This window comes from Paraburkholderia sp. XV (assembly GCF_020177535.1).
Classification (GTDB): Bacteria; Pseudomonadota; Gammaproteobacteria; order Burkholderiales; family Burkholderiaceae; genus Paraburkholderia; species Paraburkholderia caribensis.
Window position 1 is genome coordinate 69,482 of record NZ_JAGUUD010000019.1, and the last position, 21,004, is coordinate 90,485.

General features: G+C 63.9%; 22 protein-coding genes. 14 read left to right on the forward strand and 8 right to left on the reverse strand.

Annotated features, from left to right (window positions below; all coding sequences use genetic code 11):
• Nucleotides 1–14: 14 nt before the first annotated feature.
• On the reverse strand, nucleotides 15–617 hold the full coding sequence (locus tag KFO72_RS12890; RefSeq protein ID WP_107202540.1) for a phosphatase PAP2 family protein: 603 nt from the start codon (nucleotides 615–617) through the stop codon (nucleotides 15–17).
• A 209-nt stretch (nucleotides 618–826) separates the two neighbouring features.
• On the opposite strand from KFO72_RS12890, the gene KFO72_RS12895 reads away from it, so the two are divergent.
• On the forward strand, nucleotides 827–1,834 hold the full coding sequence (locus tag KFO72_RS12895) for an AraC family transcriptional regulator (protein ID WP_107202541.1): 1,008 nt from the start codon (nucleotides 827–829) through the stop codon (nucleotides 1,832–1,834).
• Here the strand turns inward: KFO72_RS12895 and KFO72_RS12900 are convergent.
• On the reverse strand, nucleotides 1,789–2,289 hold the full coding sequence (locus tag KFO72_RS12900) for a hypothetical protein (RefSeq protein WP_225032279.1): 501 nt from the start codon (nucleotides 2,287–2,289) through the stop codon (nucleotides 1,789–1,791). The genes KFO72_RS12895 and KFO72_RS12900 overlap by 46 nt on opposite strands.
• Before the next feature lie 461 nt (nucleotides 2,290–2,750).
• Here KFO72_RS12900 and KFO72_RS12905 point away from each other — a divergent pair, with 461 nt between their 5' ends.
• A complete protein-coding gene (locus KFO72_RS12905) occupies nucleotides 2,751–3,452 on the forward strand; it encodes an SDR family NAD(P)-dependent oxidoreductase (protein WP_225032280.1) in 702 nt (233 codons plus the stop codon).
• Between the two features lie 156 nt (nucleotides 3,453–3,608).
• Entirely contained in the window at nucleotides 3,609–5,588 is a 1,980-nt protein-coding gene (locus KFO72_RS12910; protein ID WP_225032281.1) for a PhoX family protein, read from the forward strand.
• A gap of 87 nt (nucleotides 5,589–5,675) precedes the next feature.
• Here the strand turns inward: KFO72_RS12910 and KFO72_RS12915 are convergent, their stop codons facing one another.
• The gene (locus KFO72_RS12915) at nucleotides 5,676–5,819 is read right to left on the reverse strand and encodes a hypothetical protein (protein ID WP_167352385.1); all 144 of its coding nucleotides are present in this window, start codon (nucleotides 5,817–5,819) and stop codon (nucleotides 5,676–5,678) included.
• A 308-nt stretch (nucleotides 5,820–6,127) separates the two neighbouring features.
• Here KFO72_RS12915 and KFO72_RS12920 point away from each other — a divergent pair, with 308 nt between their 5' ends.
• The 3 genes from KFO72_RS12920 (at nucleotide 6,128) to KFO72_RS12930 (ending at nucleotide 9,748) form a co-directional block, all read left to right on the forward strand.
• Entirely contained in the window at nucleotides 6,128–6,361 is a 234-nt protein-coding gene (locus tag KFO72_RS12920; RefSeq protein ID WP_054931460.1) for a hypothetical protein, read from the forward strand.
• A gap of 212 nt (nucleotides 6,362–6,573) precedes the next feature.
• A complete protein-coding gene (locus KFO72_RS12925) occupies nucleotides 6,574–8,658 on the forward strand; it encodes a putative bifunctional diguanylate cyclase/phosphodiesterase (RefSeq protein ID WP_225032282.1) in 2,085 nt (694 codons plus the stop codon).
• Between the two features lie 379 nt (nucleotides 8,659–9,037).
• Nucleotides 9,038–9,748, forward strand: a complete 711-nt coding sequence (locus KFO72_RS12930; protein ID WP_054931461.1) for a lysophospholipid acyltransferase family protein — start codon at nucleotides 9,038–9,040, stop codon at nucleotides 9,746–9,748.
• 21 nt (nucleotides 9,749–9,769) lie between these two features.
• Here KFO72_RS12930 and KFO72_RS12935 read toward each other — a convergent pair whose 3' ends face one another.
• The 3 genes from KFO72_RS12935 to treF all read right to left on the reverse strand — a co-directional run bounded on the left by KFO72_RS12935 (nucleotide 9,770) and on the right by treF (nucleotide 12,702).
• Complete coding sequence (locus KFO72_RS12935) at nucleotides 9,770–10,246, reverse strand: hypothetical protein (protein ID WP_060609688.1); 477 nt, start codon at nucleotides 10,244–10,246, stop codon at nucleotides 9,770–9,772.
• A gap of 252 nt (nucleotides 10,247–10,498) precedes the next feature.
• A complete protein-coding gene (locus KFO72_RS12940; RefSeq protein WP_007736514.1) occupies nucleotides 10,499–10,738 on the reverse strand; it encodes a hypothetical protein in 240 nt (79 codons plus the stop codon).
• 167 nt (nucleotides 10,739–10,905) lie between these two features.
• Nucleotides 10,906–12,702 (reverse strand): alpha,alpha-trehalase TreF, encoded by a 1,797-nt coding sequence (gene treF, locus KFO72_RS12945; protein ID WP_225032283.1) that lies wholly within the window; start codon nucleotides 12,700–12,702, stop codon nucleotides 10,906–10,908.
• Nucleotides 12,703–12,822: 120 nt separating this feature from the next.
• On the opposite strand from treF, the gene KFO72_RS12950 reads away from it, so the two are divergent.
• The 4 genes from KFO72_RS12950 to KFO72_RS12965 all read left to right on the forward strand — a co-directional run bounded on the left by KFO72_RS12950 (nucleotide 12,823) and on the right by KFO72_RS12965 (nucleotide 15,810).
• Nucleotides 12,823–13,875 (forward strand): FUSC family protein, encoded by a 1,053-nt coding sequence (locus KFO72_RS12950; RefSeq protein ID WP_225032284.1) that lies wholly within the window; start codon nucleotides 12,823–12,825, stop codon nucleotides 13,873–13,875.
• Nucleotides 13,876–14,062: 187 nt separating this feature from the next.
• Nucleotides 14,063–14,263: a hypothetical protein gene (locus KFO72_RS12955; RefSeq protein ID WP_035992183.1), complete on the forward strand. Its 201-nt coding sequence runs from the start codon at nucleotides 14,063–14,065 to the stop codon at nucleotides 14,261–14,263.
• A 572-nt stretch (nucleotides 14,264–14,835) separates the two neighbouring features.
• Nucleotides 14,836–15,258 carry a rubredoxin gene (locus KFO72_RS12960; RefSeq protein WP_082433846.1) on the forward strand — a complete coding sequence of 141 codons (423 nt, stop codon included), beginning with the start codon at nucleotides 14,836–14,838 and terminating at the stop codon, nucleotides 15,256–15,258.
• Between the two features lie 129 nt (nucleotides 15,259–15,387).
• The gene (locus tag KFO72_RS12965; protein WP_054931446.1) at nucleotides 15,388–15,810 is read left to right on the forward strand and encodes a BspC domain-containing protein; all 423 of its coding nucleotides are present in this window, start codon (nucleotides 15,388–15,390) and stop codon (nucleotides 15,808–15,810) included.
• A gap of 13 nt (nucleotides 15,811–15,823) precedes the next feature.
• Here the strand turns inward: KFO72_RS12965 and KFO72_RS12970 are convergent, their stop codons facing one another.
• Together KFO72_RS12970 and KFO72_RS12975 are read right to left on the reverse strand one after the other, a co-directional pair.
• Nucleotides 15,824–16,123, reverse strand: a complete 300-nt coding sequence (locus KFO72_RS12970) for a hypothetical protein (RefSeq protein ID WP_054931447.1) — start codon at nucleotides 16,121–16,123, stop codon at nucleotides 15,824–15,826.
• Between the two features lie 413 nt (nucleotides 16,124–16,536).
• Nucleotides 16,537–17,448, reverse strand: a complete 912-nt coding sequence (locus KFO72_RS12975; protein ID WP_225032285.1) for a LysR family transcriptional regulator — start codon at nucleotides 17,446–17,448, stop codon at nucleotides 16,537–16,539.
• Between the two features lie 136 nt (nucleotides 17,449–17,584).
• Here KFO72_RS12975 and KFO72_RS12980 point away from each other — a divergent pair, with 136 nt between their 5' ends.
• The 4 genes from KFO72_RS12980 to KFO72_RS12995 all read left to right on the forward strand — a co-directional run bounded on the left by KFO72_RS12980 (nucleotide 17,585) and on the right by KFO72_RS12995 (nucleotide 20,881).
• Nucleotides 17,585–17,857, forward strand: coding sequence for a hypothetical protein (locus KFO72_RS12980; RefSeq protein ID WP_225032286.1), 273 nt, complete (start codon nucleotides 17,585–17,587; stop codon nucleotides 17,855–17,857).
• A gap of 276 nt (nucleotides 17,858–18,133) precedes the next feature.
• Nucleotides 18,134–18,883: a creatininase family protein gene (locus tag KFO72_RS12985; protein ID WP_054931463.1), complete on the forward strand. Its 750-nt coding sequence runs from the start codon at nucleotides 18,134–18,136 to the stop codon at nucleotides 18,881–18,883.
• A gap of 222 nt (nucleotides 18,884–19,105) precedes the next feature.
• Nucleotides 19,106–20,206, forward strand: coding sequence for an NAD(P)H-dependent flavin oxidoreductase (locus KFO72_RS12990; protein ID WP_225032287.1), 1,101 nt, complete (start codon nucleotides 19,106–19,108; stop codon nucleotides 20,204–20,206).
• A gap of 27 nt (nucleotides 20,207–20,233) precedes the next feature.
• Complete coding sequence (locus KFO72_RS12995; protein ID WP_054931451.1) at nucleotides 20,234–20,881, forward strand: MOSC domain-containing protein; 648 nt, start codon at nucleotides 20,234–20,236, stop codon at nucleotides 20,879–20,881.
• Nucleotides 20,882–21,004: the final 123 nt, after the last annotated feature.

Here is a 21,004-nt window from a genome sequence, read left to right on the forward strand (position 1 = left end):
AGCGAGTTCCGGCTTCATTGAACAAGCCATCCGCGCGCAATCGGCCACGCCAGCAGCTTCCGATACAGCGCAATTATCCCGTCCGTCACCGCCTCACCCACCAGCGACCAAAGCGGCGTGACGACGCCATACGCCACGCACGCAATCGCAACGGCACCCGCCATATCGAGGGGATAATGCACGCCGACGAACACGCGCGCCCACGCGACGGCCAACCCCGCAGCGAGCGTTAGCTCGCCGTACCAACGCGTGCCCGCCAACAGCAAGGTCAGCGCGACGCAGGCGAACACCGTGCCGTGATCGCTTGGAAACGATGAATCCGGGGCATGCTCGATGAACGTATGCCCAAGCCCGATCATAAACGGCCGCGGATGCAGCCAGACATGACCGATGATCTGATTGAACCCGAGCGCGAGCAGCACGACGCTGCATGCGCGCAGCGCCGTCGCGCGATTGTTCCGGATGCCGGAGAGCCAGAGTGCGGCGAGCATCAGCGGAATGACATAGATCACGTAGTCGGCGATGAATGACGCGATGTCGATTTGCCAGTGTGGCGTCGAGGTGGTTGCGTTGATCGTGAGAAAGAGCGCCTGATTGAAGGCTTCAAGTGTATTCATGCTGTGGGCGCGTCGGGATGGAAACCCGGGTAGCAAACGGTCGCCCGATCGTACCGGTCGAAGCTTATGTCACGCTTAGGGGCACGCAATGCGCGCGATGCACGCTGCGCACTTGCACGCAGCGAACGGAGTATCCTTTCGGTGAACTTGCAAAAGACGACACATGTGCCGTCTTTCAGCAAAATGCCGAAAATGAAGGACGGTGCTTCATGGATGCGGTCTCCGACGTGCTGCGCGTCGTGCGCCTGGGCGGCGCGGTTTATCTTCATGCCGAATTGACGGCGCCGTGGTGCATGATCGGTCGCGCGGATCAGTCGTTGTGCACAGCCTATCTGCCGAAGTCGGACCGTGTGGTCTCCTATCATCTGATCACGGAAGGCACGTGCTGGGCGCGACTGCCCGACTGCAGCGAGCCCGCCATTTGCGTCGGCGCCGGCGAACTGCTCGTCGTGCCGCAAGGCGAGGCGCACATCATGGGTAGCGCACTCGATCTCACGCCTGTCCCCGCCGGACCGCTCATCGAATCGCAACTGGCTGCCATGCCGGGCGAAGTATTGAATCTCTCGTACGGTGGCGGCGGCGCGCGGACCAGCCTGCTATGCGGCTTTCTCGCCTGCGACGATGCGCTGACCAACCCCGTGCTCGGCTCGCTGCCGCGCCTCTTCAAAGTCGATGTTCGCAACGATGCGCACTCGGCATGGATCGAGGCGTCGCTGCGCTATGCCGCGACCGAGGCGGCGCAACGGCGCGCAGGCAGCGCTATCGTGCTGTCGCGTTTGTCCGAACTGCTGTTCGTGTGGGCCGTGCGGCGCTGCATCGACGACCTGCCGGCTGACCGCAAGAACTGGCTCGCGGGCGTGAAGGACCGGTTCGTCGGCCGCGCGCTGTCGATCCTGCATGCGCAGCCTGCCTACAACTGGACCGTCGACGAACTCGCGCGAAAAGTCGGCCTGTCGCGGTCCGCATTTGCTGCGCGATTCAGCGAACTGCTAGGCCAACCGCCGATGCAATACCTCGCTCGCTGGCGTCTGATCGTCGCGGCGCAGGAACTGTCGTACAGCAGCAAGGCGATTGCGGCGATCGCCGAGGAAGTCGGTTACGAATCGGAATCGGCGTTCCACCGCGCGTTCCGGCGCGAGTTCGGCCAGCCGCCCGCTACGTGGCGAAAGCGTCATAGCCATGTCAACGGAACCGACGCTCTGGCGCCGAGCCAGTAATGCGACAACTCCAGCAGCTGACCGGCAGGCCGCAGCGTGAACGTCACGCGATTGCGCCTGGGCAAGCCGCCGCGCACGACACGGAAGAAGGCCGCTCGCCTTGGCATCGAATGGAGAGCCCGATGCTCGTTTGCCATCGTGTGCAGGATGCGGCGCGCTGCGGCTTGCCATGCGAGCGGATCGAGTATCCGCGTGCCGCGTAGCGATCTCAACAGCGATAGCGCAGTGCTGAGTTCGCGCATATGCCTGCCGTGGTCGTTGTTCAACTGCCGCACGATCGCGAAGCACGCATCCCAGCCGACATGCGTATGAAGATGCAGCAACGCGATCAGCAATATGGGCGGCAAGAGCGCGAGGCTCTCGCGCGTCAGCACGTCGTTGTGCAAGAGCGCGAGCAATTGAGCCTGTGAAACGTCGCTGATGCGGCTTCGCTGCAAGTCCGGCAGGTGACGCATGACAAGGCCTCCTGTGAGGAAAGGGTCGCGGATTCTCGTGGCCGATAATCGTCACGCAGCGCGCGACCACGGCGATGGAAAAGGCTGGACACCTGACTTCACAAGACCTTGCTGCCTGACGTCGTTGAACTTGAACGCGCTTGCTGCAAAAGATGATGCATGGTGCTCGATGCCGTCTCTGGATTCACTATGAAGCAAAGTGTTGCAAAGACCTTTGCCCTCGCGTCGCGCCTCTTTGTCCGATCGTCCGTTTTTGCCGTGCTCGTGGTGCGGGCTTTGCCGCGCGTCCGGCGCGTTTTGCCGGGCGTCCTGCGGGTATCGGCGAGTACCTCGCGATTCCTTCGATTGACGCGAACGAACCTTGCGACAACACTGTGTTCGAGTGCGCCCTGTGCCGCGAATGAACGCGTGACAGGGCGTTCGTTCGTCGGGCATCGATCTGCGTTGGGAGCGCGTACTTCATGAACAGTCTGGATGGAACCATCGTCGCCATTACGGGCGCCTTCGGCAATCTCGGTCTTGTGACGGCGCAAGTACTGACCGAGCGCGGCGCGAAGGTTGCGTTGATCAGCAGAGGGAAGGCGCCGGCGAATCTGCCGGCGTCGCTGGCGCAGGCGTATGTCGCGGGCGGTGTCGATCTCGCGGAACGGGACGCGGCGCAACGCGCGGTCGATTCGATCGCGAGCCAGCTCGGCGGGCTGAATGCGCTCGTGAATGTCGCGGGTGGATTTAGCTGGGAGACGGTCGCGGACGGCAGCGCGGACACGTGGGAACGTATGTTCGACGTGAACGTGAAGACGACGGTCAACGCCACGAAAGCGGCGCTTCATCATCTGACGAAGCGCACAGGCGGGCGCATCGTCAACATCGGCGCGATGGCGGGGTTGAAGGCGGGCATGGGGATGGGCGCCTACGCGGCGTCGAAGGCGGGCGTGATGCGGCTGACGGAAGCGCTTGCCGAAGAACTCAAGGACAAGGGCGCGACCGTCAACGCGATTTTGCCGAGCATCATCGACACGCCGCAGAATCGCGCCGACATGCCCGATGCCGATTTCACGCGCTGGGTGACGCCGGAGCAGATTGGCGGCGTGATCGCGTTCCTGCTGTCGAAGGAAGCTCAGTGCGTGACAGGCGCGCTGATTCCCGTCGCAGGGCGAGTGTGACGCCGGTTGAATTCAAACATTACAGAATACTGTCAAAGATATTTCATAATCATTCATTAAATTAGCGCGTCATCAAGGCGCGCCATGGACGACTGATCTGCGGCGTGGGCTGATTGTTGAGCCAACCACCCATCCCCACCAACGGATCACGACAACATGGCGCAGCCACTCGACTACTCACGCCGCAAGGCGCTCAAGATCATTGCCGGCGCACCGATGCTGCCGCTCGGCAGCGCGGCCGCCGCCTCGCTGCTCGCGGCATGCGGCAGCGGTAACGACCACGCGGCGAGCGCCACGCCGTCCCCTTCGACGTCCGCCTTCACGGCGGCGTCGTTCGGCGGCATGGCGGCGCCGTCGCTCGCCGATCCCGCCGCGATGGCGACGACGACGGTCGCATCGACGATGACCGCGCAGTTCGCCGACGGCAGCCGCCGCAGCTACAAGCTCGCGTATCAGCCGTTCTTCATCACGGGCGACACGGTGCCGAACACGACAGGCGGCACGATCGTCGCGGGCGGGTATGTCGATATCAACAATCAGCCGATCATCGACCGTTCGGTTCCCGGCAAGGAGCGCCAGTTCTTCTCCGATTGTCCGGATGGCACGTCGCTGATCCGCCTCGACAAGCCGACGGTGAAGGGCGTGAAGGGCAACCCGGTGTTCGCCGTCGTGCAGTTCGAATACGCGACGCGCGACCAGACGCAAACGGCCGCCGGCGACATGTACGGCAAGCTGCCGTCGCCCATCGCCGTGCTCACGCTCGACCAGGACCCGGCGACGGGCAAGCTCGCGCTCGTGAGCTATTCGAATGTCGATACGTCGGGCGCGCACGGTTTGTGGATCACGTGCGGCGCGAGCCTGTCGCCGTGGAACACGCATTTGTCGAGCGAAGAATACGAGCCGGACGCCGCGACGATCGCCACGAACACGCAGTTCCAGGCGTACAGCCAGAACCTGTACGGCAACACGACGACCGCGCGGCCCTATCACTACGGACACTTGCCCGAAGTCACCGTGAATCCCGACGGCACGGGCACGGTCAAGAAGCACTACTGCCTCGGGCGCATTTCGCACGAGTTGATCCAGGTGATGCCCGACAGGCGCACCGTGCTGATGGGCGACGACGCGACCAACGGCGGCCTCTTCATGTTCATCGCCGACAAGGAAGCGGACCTGTCCGCGGGTACGCTGTATGTGGCGAAGTGGGCGCAAACATCGTCGGCGGGCGCGGGCGCGGCGACCCTCACGTGGCTCAATCTCGGCCACGCGACCAGCGACGAAATCGAAGCGCTCGCCAACACGCTGACGAACGCCGACATCATGGACATCGTCACCAACGAGGCCACCCCGCCCAGCGATCCGACGTACACGAAGATTCACTTTGGCGGCAAATTCAACTGGATTCGCATCAAGCCGGGCATGGAGAAGGCGGCCGCGTTTCTGGAGACGCATCGCTACGCCGCGCTGCGCGGCGCGAGCATGGGCTTCACGAAGCTCGAAGGCACCACGGTCAACGCGAAGGACAAGATCCTGTACTCGGCGATGTCGCAGATCACGGCGTCGATGGTGCGCGGCAACGCGCATTCGACGGATATCGCACTGGACAAGGGCATCTCGTCGGGCGCGGTCTACGCGCTGAACATGAAGGGCGGACAGCGTGACCTGGGCGGCGCGGCGATCGACAGCGAATGGGTGCCCGTCGACATGAGCGCGCCCGCCGCGCTCGTCGGCGAAGACCTCGCGACGGCGGACAGCCTCGGCAATACCGCGAACCCGGAAAAGATCGCGAATCCCGACAACCTCAAGTTCTCGGAGAAACTGCGCACGCTCTTCATCGGCGAAGACAGCGGCATGCACGTCAACAACTTCCTGTGGGCGTACCACGTCGACACGAAGACGCTGTCGCGCATCCTGTCGTGCCCGGCGGGCGCCGAGTCGACGGGCCTGCATGCCGTCGATGAAATCAACGGCTGGACCTACATCATGAGCAACTTCCAGCACGCGGGCGACTGGAGCAGCTTGCACGCGAAAGTGCAGACCGCGCTCGATCCGCTCGTGCGCGCCAACTACAAGGATCGCTTCGGCGCGGCGGTCGGCTATCTGACGGCGGACCCGACCTCGATCAAGCTGGCTTGACGGCAACGCTTGCGGCGATCCTCACGGTCTCATCGCGGGGAATTTGATGACGCTTGGGGCTGGACGGAAGGCACGGTCGCGGGCGATTCATCGACCCCTCTCCGGAGGGGTTTTTTTATTGGCGCACGCTTTTTTGCAGCGCCTGTACTCCTTGCGCAGTTCGGCGATCTTCGCTGCGACGCTCGCCAGAATGCCGAGCGCTCCCACTGTTTCTACCAAGGCGGAAAGCATGGTGTCTCCTTTCTGATGCGAGGGCGATCGACGCGGATGGGTGAGTGGAGCGTGCGTCCACCGCCTGGCCGTCACAATCTGGAAGTTCCAAAGCCAGATTTCGCCCTTGCCGAAGCGTGAAGTTGGCGCGCCGGCAATCAGAAGGACGATCGATGCTGGCAGGATTGAAGGCGCGGGCCGTAGCGAACACCGTTTCCTCACCGCTTCTTTCACGTCGGACCATCGGGCATTTCGCTCTGTCACTATTTGCGGCTATGCGGCGCAAGCGCTGTCAATACACTGGACGCGCCGAAAAGGATTCGGCCTACGTGGAAGAGTTTTTCGTATCGAGAGCGAGTGCCGTCGAGCGCATCGTGCTGGCGCGGCGGGCGTTGATGAAAGAGATCGAGGGCGCGAGCGCGGGTGCGTTCGCGCTCAGTCAAGGTCCGTCGTTGCTCGAAAGACTCGAGCAACTGATGTTCGACGTGCGCGCTGGCCGGGTATCGGATTTCGTCATGCCGTCGCTGACGAGCAAGGTGCGGATACTCGTGATGGCCGGCTAGTGCATTACACCGATTCCCGCCGCCAGGCCAGTGGGACACCTACGAACGCAATCGTAAAACCGAGCAGAGCCTCGGAATTTGACATTTCACACTTAACATTTTGCTGCCGGATGTCGATAAACCGTACTTCATACGCCTCTTTTCGCGGATAAGGGACTGCTTCATTCAGCAAAGTCCTGCGAGCGGCCGAGGGGCACATTCTGGGGGCTCTCATGTTACAGGGCAGCTACAACAGTCTTCTCGTGCTGTTCTCGCTCCTTGTCGCGGTGCTGGCCGCGTACACGTCGCTTGAAATGGCGGGCCGCATCACGACGGCGACCGGCCGGACCGCACGTTGGTGGCTCACGGGCGGCGCGTTTGCGATGGGGCTCGGCATCTGGTCGATGCACTTCATCGGCATGCTCGCGTTCAGCCTGCCGATCCCGCTCGGCTACGATCCCGTCGTCACGGTGCTGTCGCTGTCGATCGCGGTTGCGTCGTCGGCGTTCGCGCTGTGGCTGGTCTGCCAGGACGCATTGCCCGCCGGGCGGCTTGCGGGCGGCGCGCTGCTGATGGGCCTCGGCGTCGCGGGCATGCACTACACGGGCATGGTAGCCATGCAGATGGAGCCTGGCATCGTGTACGACGCCGGGCTGTTCGCGCTGTCGATCGTGATCGCCGTCGCTGCCTCGGGCGTTGCGTTGAAGACGGCGTTCAGCCTGCGACACAACTCGCGCCGCATGCGCCCGCTGCGCGCGGGCGCCGCCGTCGTGATGGGATTCGCGATCGTCGGCATGCACTACACGGGCATGTCGGCAGCGGCCTTTCCGGCAGGCAGCCTGTGCGTCGCGGCAACCGACGGCGTGAACACCACATGGGTCGCCGTCGTCATCATCATCGTGACGCTCGCGGTGACGGGCGTCGCGTTGTCGCTTTCCGTGCTCGACGAACTGCGGCTCGAAGCGGAGAACGCGGCGCTCACGCGTTCGCTGGCGCAAGCCAACCAGGAACTCTGCTATCTCGCCTGGCATGACGCGTTGACCAAGCTGCCGAACCGCGTGCTGCTCGAAGCGCGGCTCGAGGAAGCGCTGGCGAAATCGCGTGTGGACGGCAGCCGGTTCGCGTTGATGTTCATGGACCTCGACGGCTTCAAGATTGTCAACGACGCATACGGCCACCAGGTCGGCGACCGGCTGCTAGAGCAGGTCGCCGAGCGGCTCGCGTCGGCCGTTCGCGCAAGGGACACCGTGGCGCGCGTGGGCGGCGACGAATTCGTGCTGCTGCTGCCCGGCGAGGACCAGGCGGGCGCGATGGCCATCGCCAGCCGGCTGCTGGCCGTGATCGGCGCGCCGTTCGAGATCGACGGCCACGAACTGGGCATCTCGACCAGCATCGGCATCGCGATGTGTCCCGTCGACGGCGCGCTCGGCCACGAGGCGCTGACGCACGCCGACGCCGCCATGTATCACGCGAAGTCGCTGGGCCGCAACGCGTATTCGTTCTTCGACGCGTCGATGAACGAGAACATGCAAGGCCAGTTGCAGCTGACGCAGGAGTTGCGCGCGGCCGTCGAGCGCGGGCAACTGGTGCTGCACTATCAGCCGCAATTCGCCGCGCCCGATGGGCCGATTACGGGCGTCGAGGCGCTGGTGCGCTGGGCGCATCCGAAGCGCGGCCTGATCGGACCCGACGAATTCATCCCGCTTGCCGAGAAGACGGGGCTGATCGTGCCGATCGGCGAATGGGTGCTCGACGAAGCGTGCCGCCAGATCGGCGAGTGGCTCGATTCGGGCGCGTGCGACTGGAACGTCGCCGTCAACCTGTCGCCCATGCAGTTCGGCCACCCGCAACTGACGTCGCTGGTGCGCGACACGCTGGCGCGGCATCGCGTCGATCCGCGCCGTCTGACGATCGAAGTCACCGAGTCGGCGGCGATGCGCGATGTCGAGGCGAGCCTGCGGATTCTGCAAAGCCTGCATGAGATGGGCGTGCGCATTTCCATTGACGATTTCGGCACCGGCTATTCGAGCCTGATGTATCTGAAGCGTTTGCCTGCGAGCGAGCTGAAGATCGACCGGGGCTTCGTGCGCGAGCTGGCGCATGACGCGGAGGATGCGGCGATTGTGTCGTCCGTCGTCGCGCTCGGTCAGACGTTGGGTATCGACATCGTCGCGGAAGGGGTCGAGACGGCGACGCAAAAGGAGTTCCTGACGCGGCTCGGCTGCAATTCGCTGCAAGGCTTTCTGCTCGGACGGCCGGTTCCGGCTGCGGACCTGCACGCCTTGTCGCGAGAATGCACGCAGCCGAGCTTGTCGTGACGCAGGCGGCTGCGCAACGTGTTTCGTCTGAACGTTCGATTGACCACATAGCGGCACGCGCCCGTCGGCGATACTCTGCTTGCGCACGGGGGAAGTTTGCGCGTAACGCGAAAAACCAGAAATGGCGAAGGGTTGAACGGTCGGCAAAGTGTGAGCGCCGCAGGCGCGAGTCTTTGCCGAATGTCTAGCCCTCCGGCGCCGTCAGGCGACCGTGGCCTTCAAAACTACAGCATGAACGCCGGCCTTGGCCGGCGTTTTCTTTTGTGCGCGCAGTGCGCTCGGGCTGCCGGGCTGCAGCTTTGCTGCGTGCGATTTTTTCATCGCCGGTAGTATCTGGGTTTGGCTTGCGCCTGCTCACTTTCTGTCGATGCCACACAACATGCTCGCTGTGCTCAAAAAATGGCTGTTCATCGTCTATCTGCTGGGAAGCGGAACGATCTGGTCCACGGTGATGCTGCTGCTGTATCCGTTCATCAACCGGTCGGCGCGCTACCGGCTCGCGGCGCTATGGTGCCGGGCGCTCGTCGCGGTGATGCGCGCGGCGTTCGGCATCCGCTGCTCGATAGAAGGTCTCGAACATCTGCCGAAGGAACCGTCGATCGTCCTTTGCCGCCACGAATCGACGTGGGAAACGCTCGCGTTTCTCGCGCTCTTTCCGCGCCGGATCAGCTTTGTGTTCAAGCAGGATTTGCTGCGTATTCCGTTCTTCGGCTGGGTGCTGAGGGGGCTCGACATGGTCAGCCTGGACCGCGGCTCGCCGCGCCAGGCACATGTCGCCGTGACGCGTGAAGCAGCCGAGCGCCTCGCGAAGGGTGATATGGTCGTGATCTTTCCGGAAGGCACGCGCGTGCCGCACGGCGCGCCTGTCAAGCTGACCTCAGGCGGCGTGCGTCTGGCCTGCGCGACGGGCGCGCTGATCGTGCCCGTGGTGCACAACGCCGGCAAGGTGTGGCCCGCGAAAGGCTGGCCGGTGGGCGCGGGAGATATTCGCGTCGTGATTGGTCCGACGCTGTCGCCTGCCGAGCGCTCGCCGCAGGAACTCAGCCATCAGGTGCACGACTGGATGCAGGCCGAGCTGCTCAAACTCTAGCGCTAGCGGCGTCCGCCGCGCTCAGGCGGCGACGGGGTGCGCGAGTTCTTGTTCGGTGCGCATCAGCCCTTCGATCATCCGCGCTTCGGCCTTGGCGATATCTTCCAGCGAGGCAGCGGCGAGCTGGCGGTCGAACGCATCGAGCGCGATGGTCAGCCACGCGTAGTTGTCGCCTTCCACCGTCCACTCGCCGCGCGCCGTCTTGGCGCTGTCGATGTCGGTCATCGCGATCTGCGCTTCGGCGATATCGTCGATCGCTTCCGGCAGGTGGCCGATGCGGCTCAGTTCTTCGGCGATGAGCAGTTGCCGGCCGAGCGTCGTGAACAGTTCGCGCGAGCCTTGCCCGCGTCGGAACGCGTCGAGACTTGCATAGGCTTGCAACAGCATGGCCCGCGTGATGGGCTCGTGTGCGGCGCGGCTGAAAGTCAGCGCGCGCAGCAGCGGCGACATGGCGGGAGCGTGACGGGTCTGCTTGCGGCTTCTCGACTTGTTCGACATGGTGATGTACCTCTTTTCTTCGTTTCCTGTGCAGGCGGGGGCCTTGTGTCGCCAGGAAAAAGGTGCCGCCGATGCTCTGGCGGCACTACAGGGGATGACTGGTGTTACATGGGCCGGAAGTCGGCGCCGAGGCGCAACTCCCGTTGGCAGGGTTCCGACGACAAGCCTGCGAACGAATAATGAGCCGTGACAATTAAGACAGACTTAAATCGCGAAGGCTCGTTTCGAGCGACGCAGGCACGCTCGCCGGCATTACTGATACTGGGCGTGAATGGCCTGGCGCTGCGCGGCCTGTTCGTCGGCGTGCTTTTTCGCAAGATGCCGCCCGACGATGCAACCGCCGACCGCGCCGACCACAGCGTGATGGCCCGCGTAGTGTCCCGCGACGCCGCCGACCACGGCGCCCTTGATGCAACCCGCCGCATGTGCTGTCCCGCTGATGGCGAGAAACAGCGTTGCGGCGGCGAGTGTGGCTTTCCCGAAAGCGGTCATGCTGATACCCCGTTTGCTTTGATCGAACCGATGTTGCGCCAGTGCGCCCGATTTCAATAGCGTCGTGTATCGGAGCGCGCTGGATACTGTGAGCGCAGTGTACGTGGCGGCCCATGCCGAAGGTGCAACATGTGTGCGAGTTTCGTAACAAGCAGTTAGACGGCGCTTCACGGCGCGGGTGAAGAAGAAGGCGCAGGCGTCGCGCGCAGGCGGTGCGTGGTTTTCGGCGCGGCTGCAGCAGCCGAGGCCGCTTCCGATACGCCCGCCGCACCCGCGGGCACATCGATGGGGCGCGTCGACGGGCCTGCCGCGCCGGGATACATCGCCATCAAGGTGCGCAGCACGCCATTGGTCCAGCCGAAACCGTCCTGCAACGGATATTCGCCGCCGCCCGCCGCCGTCGTCCCTGCCCTGGCATCGACGTCGTACTTCTCGACCAGCTTGCCCGTGTGCTGGTAATACGCGACGTTGGTGCCGATCCAGCGCGTGGCGATCTGCTGCGCGAGGTCGGCATGACCATAGCGCCGCAAGCCCGTCACGGCGAGATATTGCAGCGGCGCCCAGCCGTTCGGCTCGTCCCATTGCTGGCCTGTGTCGACCGTTGTGGTCGCGAGGCCGCCGGGGCGCAACAGGCGAGCGCGGATGGTCGCCGCCACCTCGGCCGCTTGCGTTTTCGTTGCGACGCCCGCGTACAGCGGATAGACCGTCGCCGCGCTCAGCCGATGCGTGAGCCGATGCGCGACGAAGTCGTAATCGCCGAATGCATTGAGTTGCGGGTCCCACAGCACGCGGCGGATCGCATCGGCGCGCGCGGCGGCGCGCTGTTCGAGATTTTCCGCGTGCGAAGCGTCGCCCTGCACGCGATACGCCTTCGCCAGCGTGCGTTCGAGATCGACGAGCAGGCAGTTCAGATCGACGGGAATCAGCGACGTGACTTCGATGGTCGCAAGCGTCTTGCCGTCGGCGAACCAGCGCGAGCTGAAGTCCCAGCCCGTTTCGCCGCCCGCGCGCAGATTGCGCCACAGGTCTTCGGCGTTGCGCTGCGGCGTCGCTTGCGCGGTGGCGACGTCCTCCCGATACGATTCGTCGCGCGGCGTGGCGCGCTCGTCCCAATAGCGGTTCAGCAGCGTGCCGTCGGGCAGGCGCACGAGATGCCGGTAGGCGGTGCCAGGCGCGACCTTGTCGTGGCCGTCCATCCAGTACGCGTATTCTTTGCGCAACTGCGGCAGATAGCGCAGATAGACCTGATCGCCTTCTCGATCGGCGGCGAGACGCACCATCTGCCCGAAGAACGGCGGCTGCGAGCGGCTCAGATAGTACGTGCGATTGCCGTTCGGAATATGGCCATAGCGGTCGATCAAGATCGCGAAGTTGTCGAGTTCGTTCTTCAGCAGGTCTTCGCGGCCGCTTTGCCTCAGTCCGAGCATGATGAAGTACGAGTCCCAGTAGTAAATCTCGTCGAAGCGGTCGCCGGGCACGATGTACGGATACGGCAGCGGCAGCAGCGACGACCACGGGCTCGCGCTGGCATCGGGGTCGCGCCTGAGCACGGACCAGAGCGTGTCGATGTGCGCCGTGATGCTCTGGTTCGGGTCGGACACGTAGTTCTTCGTTTCGCGTGCAGGCAGTGTGAAGCGCTGCGCGACGAACGACTTCAGTGCGAACTGCGCGTTGTCCTTCTGCCTGGCATAATCGGCGACGATCTGTTGCGGCGGTGCGTTCGGCACCATGTCGGCGAAGGTCTTGCTGTCCGGGTACAGATGTGCGAGTTCGACATCGCGATACAGCGCGCCGTATAGCTCGGACGGCGGCACGGGCACGACGGGCGATGCGTTGCTGACAAGGCCGGCCTGATTGGCCGCTGGTGTTTGCGCGGCGCCAGGCGGCATGTGAACGACGAGCAGCGCGGCGGCACAGAGGGTAGTCGAGAGAATGCGGCGGGCATGGCTTTGCTGAATCGACATGACGCTCCTGAGTAAGGGCTTTCGATTACAAGGGAGTCACGACAGCAACGCATGTTCCCCAATGAGCGGAAATTGCACTCGCCCAACCCGCGTTTCATGCGTTTTGATGGAAACACCTGAATGACCGTTCAACAGCAAGACTGGTTCACGAATCTGATACGCGCCCCCGAAGCGCGCCGCTTCGGACGCACGCTGACGGGCTGCGTGCTCAGCTACGGCGCCGCGACGCTGGCGGGGTTGCCTGAAGGCTACTGGGCCTTGATCACGACGATGATCGTCGTGACGCAACCCAGTCTGACGCAGGCCATTACGATCGCACGGGACCAGATTATCGGCGCGTGTATCGGCGGGATCGTGGGCGGCATCGGGCTGGTCGTGATGGATCGCGGCATCGAGCCGCTCACGGTGTTCTCCGTGGCGCTGCTGCCGTTGGCGGCGCTGGCTGCCGCGCGGCCCGGTTTGCGGCTCGCGTGCGTGACGCTGGTGATCGTGGTGCTCGTGCCTGGCGACGGCGGCTCGGCGTTCGTGCGGCCACTGCATCGCGTGGCGGAAATTCTGATCGGCGCGGCGGCTGCGTTCGTCGCGACGGTGCTGTGGCCGAACCGCGCGCTGAAGGGCGCGCATCGGAACGCGCGCGACTGTCTGGAAACGCTTGCACAGATGATCGAGCACAAGCTCGCGTTCTCCCGGGACGATGCGCAGATGGCGCGGCTCGAGCAACGCAGTCTCGCTGCGCAGACGGCGCTTGCGGACGCATTGCAAGAGGCGGGGCGCGAGCATGTGTTCGTGCCGATCCTGCGCGGCAGTTCCGACGCGATCGACAAGGTGCCGCCGTTTCTGAGCCGCTTGCATCGGGACGTGCTGGTGTTCGGCCAGGCGCTTGCGCACACATGCGCGGGCGACGAAGCGCCGCATCTCGATCAGGCGTGGTCGGCGGTGCCGCGCGCATTGTCGCAACTCGCCGATGCCGTCGGCGCGATTCCGTTGAACAAGCAGAAGTTGCAGGACGCGCGCGCGACGCTCGAACCGTTGCTCAAGCGGATTAACGCGCGTGTGGACGGCGCAAACGCGACGCTCGCGCCGGGCATCGAACTCGTGATGGCGTTGATCGTCAAGGACACGGACGGGCTCGTGCAGGTGTTGACGCCCACCGTAAAAACGAAGTCACCGTAAATGTTCGCAATGCCTCACCAACACTAACAACGGGACGAAGCAGCGACTATGCTTTTTGATGAGGCCGCATAGTGCGTCGTACGCAAACGACTGACGAATCGTATCGCGCCCGCCATCAACGTTTGCAAACCATCGCGCCTCGCTCGCCGTCGATTGTTGTCGCAACGATCAAACAAGGAGTTGAACAATGAAGACCCTTGCGTTTGTTCTTGCTGTCGCGGGTTTGGCGGGGCTGGCCGCCCCCGTGGCCTCGTTCGCGAAGATCGATCAGAACGCCGACTACTATCGTGCCGACTACCGCGTGCACGATACGGGCAACGATCCGCAGGAAGCAAAGCGCCAAAGCAATTGCCAGAGCCGCGGCGACTGCGCGCCTGTCGATCGGTGAAGCGGCGGCTGCGCCGCTCCTGCATCTGTCGCGGATCGACCGTCGATTTGCACAGCGCGCCGTGGGCCATGCAGGTGCCCGGCGCGCCGTAGGCGCTCGTCATCGGACAGTGCATGCAAACGCCCGGTCGATCGCCGACACCCATACCCGCCGACGGCGAAAGACTCTATCAACCACGAAGAGTGAATGACGGCCTTCGCGCGAGCGATAACGCAGCGATAATTCAGGCTCGCAACACAAGTCAATCTTCCCGCATGCAACATCTCGATCCGCGCAAGCCGACAGCGAAAAGAAAGCTACCGGGCGAATGAGCGTTTAAAATCCGGGCTCGCGTATTTTTCGGACCGGATGCAACGCTTCCGTCCATCGGTCAATTTTTTCCGTTCAAGCCCATGTCGACACCTAATCGTGCCAACGCTCGCCGTTCGCTGACGCTTCTCGAAACCCTCGGTCTGGTCGGTATCGCCGCCGCGCTGTGCAGCGCGCTGCTGCGTCACTTTTTCTGAGCGCGGCGGCCGATACGTCCGCTGTGCGGCGAGTGGTCGCATGCACTCGTCCAGCTATCACATCACATGTACACGAAAGCCACTGCCGTCGAACTCCAGTTTTCACCCGACCGCCTCAACGATGGCGCGGGCGATCCGTTCTGGATCGATCTGAACCACAACGAAGCCGTCGAGCTTCATCAGGCGCTGCAACGCTATCTCGACACGCCGGCCGCCGGGCGGCCTGCGCCGCTCGTCGTCTCGCTCGACAAGGACAAGCGCGCGGGCGTTGCTGAATCAACCGGCTCGAATGCCGCCACGCAGACACAGACATCCGCCGACGACTTCAAGCAGTGGGTCTGCGTGATCTGCGGCTGGGTCTACGACGAAGCGGCCGGCTTGCCCGAAGAAGGCATCGCGGCCGGCACGCGTTGGGCCGACGTGCCGGAAGACTGGCGTTGTCCGCTGTGCGATGTCGGCAAGGAAGATTTCGCGCTCGTCGAATTCTGATCGCGCCGCGTTGGCGAAGCGCTGCGCAAAGCCCACAGACGACCCAAACGGTATCCGTCCGGCGAAGCGGGTATACTCTCGCGCCTTGAACGTTTGCAATACATCTGCACTTCCGGGCACCGCTTCCTGATGAAAAGCATTACTGCCCTATTGGGCGTCTTCAGTCTCGTGTGGTTCTGCACGAGCGCGTTTTCGCAATCGCAGGCCGACGTGCCCGACGACTACGCATATCTCACGCGTCTTCACGTCCGTCCTGCCGTCATCAACTGCATCGCCGAGCTCGACCGCTGGATTCGGACTACCTCACGTTATGACATGTTCCTCGCACCGGACCGTCGCGTGCTGAAGGCCAAAGTCAACGAAGACGGCGGCTTATTCTCCGGCAACAACGGTTCGCAGCAGGTCGAATCGACTGTGTCGATGCGCGCGTTCGCACGCCTTCGTAACCGGCAGTCGTGGATGCCCGTGATCGCGCAATGCGGTGTCTGGCACGAGCATGTCGTCGGCGTGTCGTTGCAGCAGGTCGACGGGCAAACGCCCGTGGTGCGCTGACGAGGCGCGCGGCTCAATCGCCGTGGATATTCAGCTTGAAATCCACCGGCGAGCCATATGAGAACCTGCGCGTCAGCGAACGCACATCGTATTCGCGCAACGCGGAAAGATAGGACGGACCGTGGATGATGGCGGGTGAAGGCGTGCCCGAGCGGTGCCGGTCGTGATGATCGGCTTCGAACGCGGGCGAGTCGAAGTCGGAAGACGGATTGGCGAGCGCGATGATGACCGGGCCGTCCGCGTAAGCCGAGTAGACCCCGGCTGTGCCGAACGCGGCCATCCATACTGCGAGCAGTACGACGTAAGATTTCATCTGCGACGGGCTGCCGTGTCAATCGCGCACGATGCGCGGTTTCGCGCCATGAATTGATATTAGTCACGCAACGACGGCAACGCAAGGCGGGCCGCCGGCGCGCGCTACGTCAGTTCGTCGATCAACTGCCGTGCGGCGGGCGAAAGCACGGAGCCGCGCCGCCATGTCGCGCGGCATCAGCGAAACAAGTGTGTCGGGTCGCTGCAACATCAGCACGGTGGTGATCGTCGATGCCGTTTAAATGGGATGCGGCGGCACGGCGAGTCCCGCTTCCTTGAATTCGCGCTCGAACAGCCCGCGCAGCGGCATGATGCCCGGATCGACGATCCAGCCGCTCTTCGCGAGACCGGCGAGCAATCGAATCGACGTTCGGCAGCATGAGGGAGGAAGAGAGGAGGTGGGGCGTGAGCGTCTCAGGCTCTGAGCTTGTCGACGAGGAAGTCGACGAAGGCGCGCACGCGCGACGACAGATGCCGCGCATGCGGATACAACAGCACGAACGGCCTCGTGCGGCCGCCGTACGGCGTGAGCACTTCGCGCAAGGCGCCGTCCTTCAGGTCTCTTTCGACGACGAACCGATACGTTTGGAACAGCCCCGCGTCGTGTCGCGCGAGCGTGGCCCCTGCGAGTACATCGCCCGACGTGCTGTTGCCGCCGCGCGTCATCATTTCGCTCTCTTCGCCATCATGCTGGAACAGCCACGGAATGTTGCGCCCCGTGCTCGGCAGCGCGAACTGGATGCATTCGTGGTGAACAAGATCGTCGGGTGTGTCCAGCCTGGCTGCCGACTTCAGGTAGGCGGGCGAAGCGACGACCACGAGTTCGGCGTCTTCGAGCTTGCGCGCGATCAGGCCGGAGTCGTCCGGCGCGCGGCCCCGGATGGCGAGGTCGAAGCCTTCGTCGGCGAAGTCGATGTTGCGGTTGCTCAGGTGCGTTTCGACCGTGACGTCGGGATAGAGCTTGCGAAATTCCGCGAGCAGCGGCAGCACGCGATAGTGGCTGTACGGCGTCGGCATGCTGATGCGCAGCACGCCCGACGGCGTGCTCTGCTGTCCCGTCGCTTCGCGCTCGGCATCGGCGAGTTGGGCGAGCGCCTGACGGCATTGCTCGAAGTAACGGCGGCCCGCGTCGGTGAGCCTGATCTGCCGTGTCGTGCGTACGAAAAGCCGCACGCCGAGCCGTTCCTCCAGGCGCGCAACCGACCGGCTCACGGCCGCAGGCGTCACGCTCGCGGCCGTCGCCGCGACCGTGAAGCTTTCCAGTTCGGCGGCGAGACAGAACAGCTCGATGCTGCCCAGCAGTAGGTCTTCGAATTGACGCTGCATGTCCTTTCCGTGAACGGCGGATGTGGTTTGCGCCGGGCGCTGTCGAGACGCACGAAGCGAAGCGGCGCAGGGCGCTGCGCCGCGTGTCCGCAGAGGATAGCAGGTCTCAAGCCAACTGATACTTCTCCCGGACGAGATGACCGATGCCGATTCCGGCATTGAGGTTGACGCCGCTGCCAATAAACGTCACGGGCCCGTTTTCTTCGATGTCATGCTGGCCCCGGCGCGCGCCGAGTTCGGCGACCTTCTTGCGCTGATCGGCGCTCAGCCGTGTTTGAACTGGAACGCGCTGACCTCGGCGCCGCAATGGTCGAAGCGGATCGCCCCGGGGCCGATGCCTTGCACCTGGCTGGCCGGGTGCTCGGTGCCGCACGACGCGCAGAACCTGGCGACGAACGGATCGCCGTGATAGCGCCCTTCGACGCATCACGCCGGACGACGTCGCATGCGACGTCACGCGCATGCGCTGGATCTTCAGCGCGACGGCATCGCCGACCTCCGCGCCTTCGCGTTGCTTTGCGGACAACGAGTCGTGAACCTGGTTGCTGTTGGTGAGGGCGCCGATTTGCCTGTACGCTTGTGGGATCAGGGTCAGCCGTTCGCGTCTGCGGCAACGGCCCCGGATGTCCCCACGATCAACGCGCTGCGCCGCGTGCGGCGCAAGGCAGATACAACAGGAGTTTCAATGCTTTTACATCTTTCGACCTGGACTGAGATCGAGCAATACCTGAAGCGAAGCCGCGCGATCGTCGTGCCTATCGGTTCGAACGAGCAGCACGGTCCGACGGGCCTGCTCGGCACCGACTGGCTGTGCCCGGAGATCATCGCGCGTGAAGCGGAAAAGTCGGCCGATATCCTCGTCGCGCCGACCTTCAACATCGGCATGGCGCAGCATCATCTCGGCTTTCCGGGGACGATTTCGCTGCGGCCGTCCACGTTCATCGCTGCCATTGGCGACTGGATTCGCTCGCTGGCGGCGCATGGCTTCGAGAAGATCCTGTTTCTGAATGGCCACGGCGGAAACATCGCATCGATCGAGGCGGCGTTTTCGGAGGTCTATGTCGAAGCGAGCTTCGCGAAGCGCCGCGCAGGTTTTGCGATGAAGCTGGCTAACTGGTGGGATCTGGAAGGGGTCGGCGAACTCGCGCGCAAGCAGTTCCCCGAAGGGCATGGCGTTCACGCTACGCCGTCCGAAATCGCGATCACGCAGTGGGCTTTCCCGGACGCGATCAAATCCGCCGATTATTCGCCGAAGATCGCGCCGTCCGGCCCGATCCGGGAAGCGCTGGATTTCCGCGCGCGCTATCCCGATGGCCGCATGGGCTCGGACCCGGCTCAGGCGTCGCCGGAAAAGGGCGGCGAACTGGTGCGGCTGGCGGCGTCGAGCCTCGTGCGCGAACTGAACGCGTTCGCCAGCGAGCCGCTCCCCGGCTGATGCGCGGGACGGACGCGGCGGGGTGCCGCGCCTTTCACCTGTTCCCGGCACTCAAGAGTGAATTGCCCGCTTGATGGTTGACCCATCGTCCGCTGAAAAAGATGATCTGAGGTACAGATAGCATGGCGAGAGCGTTTGCAATTGGGGCGAGGCGTTTTGATCGCTTGTCCTTTCTCCGGTTGCGGGCCGCCCATGCGCCAACCGTTTTCATGAGGACATGACATGAGCACTCGTTCCGAAGGCGAGCCGCTGTTGAGTTTGCTGGGCATCAGCAAGCCGATCATTCAGGCGCCGATGGCAGGCGTCAGCACGCCGGCGCTGGCGGCGGCCGTATCCAATGCGGGCGGCCTCGGCTCGCTGGGCGTGGGCGCGATGAAAGCCGACGCGGCGCGCAAGACGATCCGCGACACGCGGGCGTTGACGAGCGCGCCGTTCAACATCAATGTTTTCTGCCACGCGCCAGCAACGGCGAATGCGAAAGTCGAGCGGGAATGGCTGACGTGGCTTGCGCCGCAGTTCGCGAAGTACGGCGCGAGCGCGCCGGAAAGACTTGCCGAGATCTACACGAGCTTTGTCGAAGACAAGGCGATGCTCGACGTGTTCGTCGAGGAAAAGCCTGCCGTCGTCAGCTTTCATTTCGGGCTGCCGTCGAAGGAAGTCATCCAGGCGCTGAAGGACGCGGGCATCACGTTGCTGGCGTCGGCGACGAACCTGGACGAGGCGCGGCAGGTGGTCGATGCGGGCGTCGATGCGATCGTTGCGCAGGGCGTCGAAGCGGGCGGCCATCGCGGCGCGTTCGACACGCAGGCGTTCGATGAAGGCCTCGGCACCTTCGCGCTCACTCGTCTTCTGGTGGAGAAATTCGATCTGCCCGTCATCGCGGCGGGCGGCATCATGGACGGCGCGGGCATTGCCGCGGCGCTCGCGCTCGGCGCGCAGGCGGCGCAGCTTGGAACGGCATTCGTGCCGTGCCCGGAGACGTCGATCGACGAGGGCTACCGTCGCGCGATTCTCGGCGATGCTGCGCTTCACACGACGATGACGTCGGCGATTTCGGGCCGTCAGGCTCGCAGCATGGTCAACCGCTTCACGGAACTGGGCCGCGCCGCCGATCGCCCCGCGACGCCGGATTACCCCGTCACCTACGACGCAGGCAAGGCGCTGCATGCCGCGGCGAAAGCGCAGGGCGAGTTTGGTTTCGGCGCGCAATGGGCTGGCCAGGCGGCTGCGTTGGCGCGTTCGCTGCCTGCTGCCGAACTCGTCGCGCGGCTCGATGCGGAACTCGTCGAAGCGATCCGCAGATTGCAGCGGTACACGCACTGATACATAGAGACAGGCAACGGCCACCCGATGAATGAACCGACAAGGCATACCGAAACAGGCAGCAGCGCGCAGCTGCTTTCGATCAACATTGGCGTGTGCGAGCCGCTCGACGTCGGACTGGCTGCCGACGGTCTGAGCGTCGAGTCGGCGATCCGCAAGCGTTCGGTGAGCAGCGTGAGCGAGGGCGCGGTGGTCGAAGTGAAGAAGCTTGGACTGGTGGGCGACGAGCAGGCGGACCTTAGTGTTCACGGGGGCCTCGACAAGGCTGTTTATCTCTATCCGTTCGAACACTACGCGTGGTGGCGGCAGCGGCGCATCGAAGCGGATCTGCCCGATGCGGAGGAGCCATTGGCATTCGGCATGCTGGGCGAGAATTTGACCACGCAGGGTTTGCTGGAGTCGGACCTTTGGGTTGGCGATACGCTCGTGATCGATCAGGTCAGGTTACGGGTGGAGGCGCCGCGCAGTCCATGTTTCAAGCTCAATGCCGCGATGGGGTACAGGAAGGCTGTTAAGCATATGTATCTGAGTGGGTTTGCTGGTGTGTATCTGAGCGTCTTGCAGACGGGGTTTATTCAGGCTGGTGCACGGATTGTTGTCGTGCCGGGGCGTAGGGAGGAGTCGGTGAGCGGGATTCTCGAGTTGCGGCGGGGGAAGGCTCGGAGGGAGCCGTAAAGGGTTTGGTTGTTCGGGCCTTTGCGCTGGCATTCGCGTTTTGCTTTTGCTTTTGCTTTTGCTTTCGTTGGCATCCGCGAATTGTTAGCTCGCTTCACGCGTCGCCCCTGTGCGGGGCGGCAC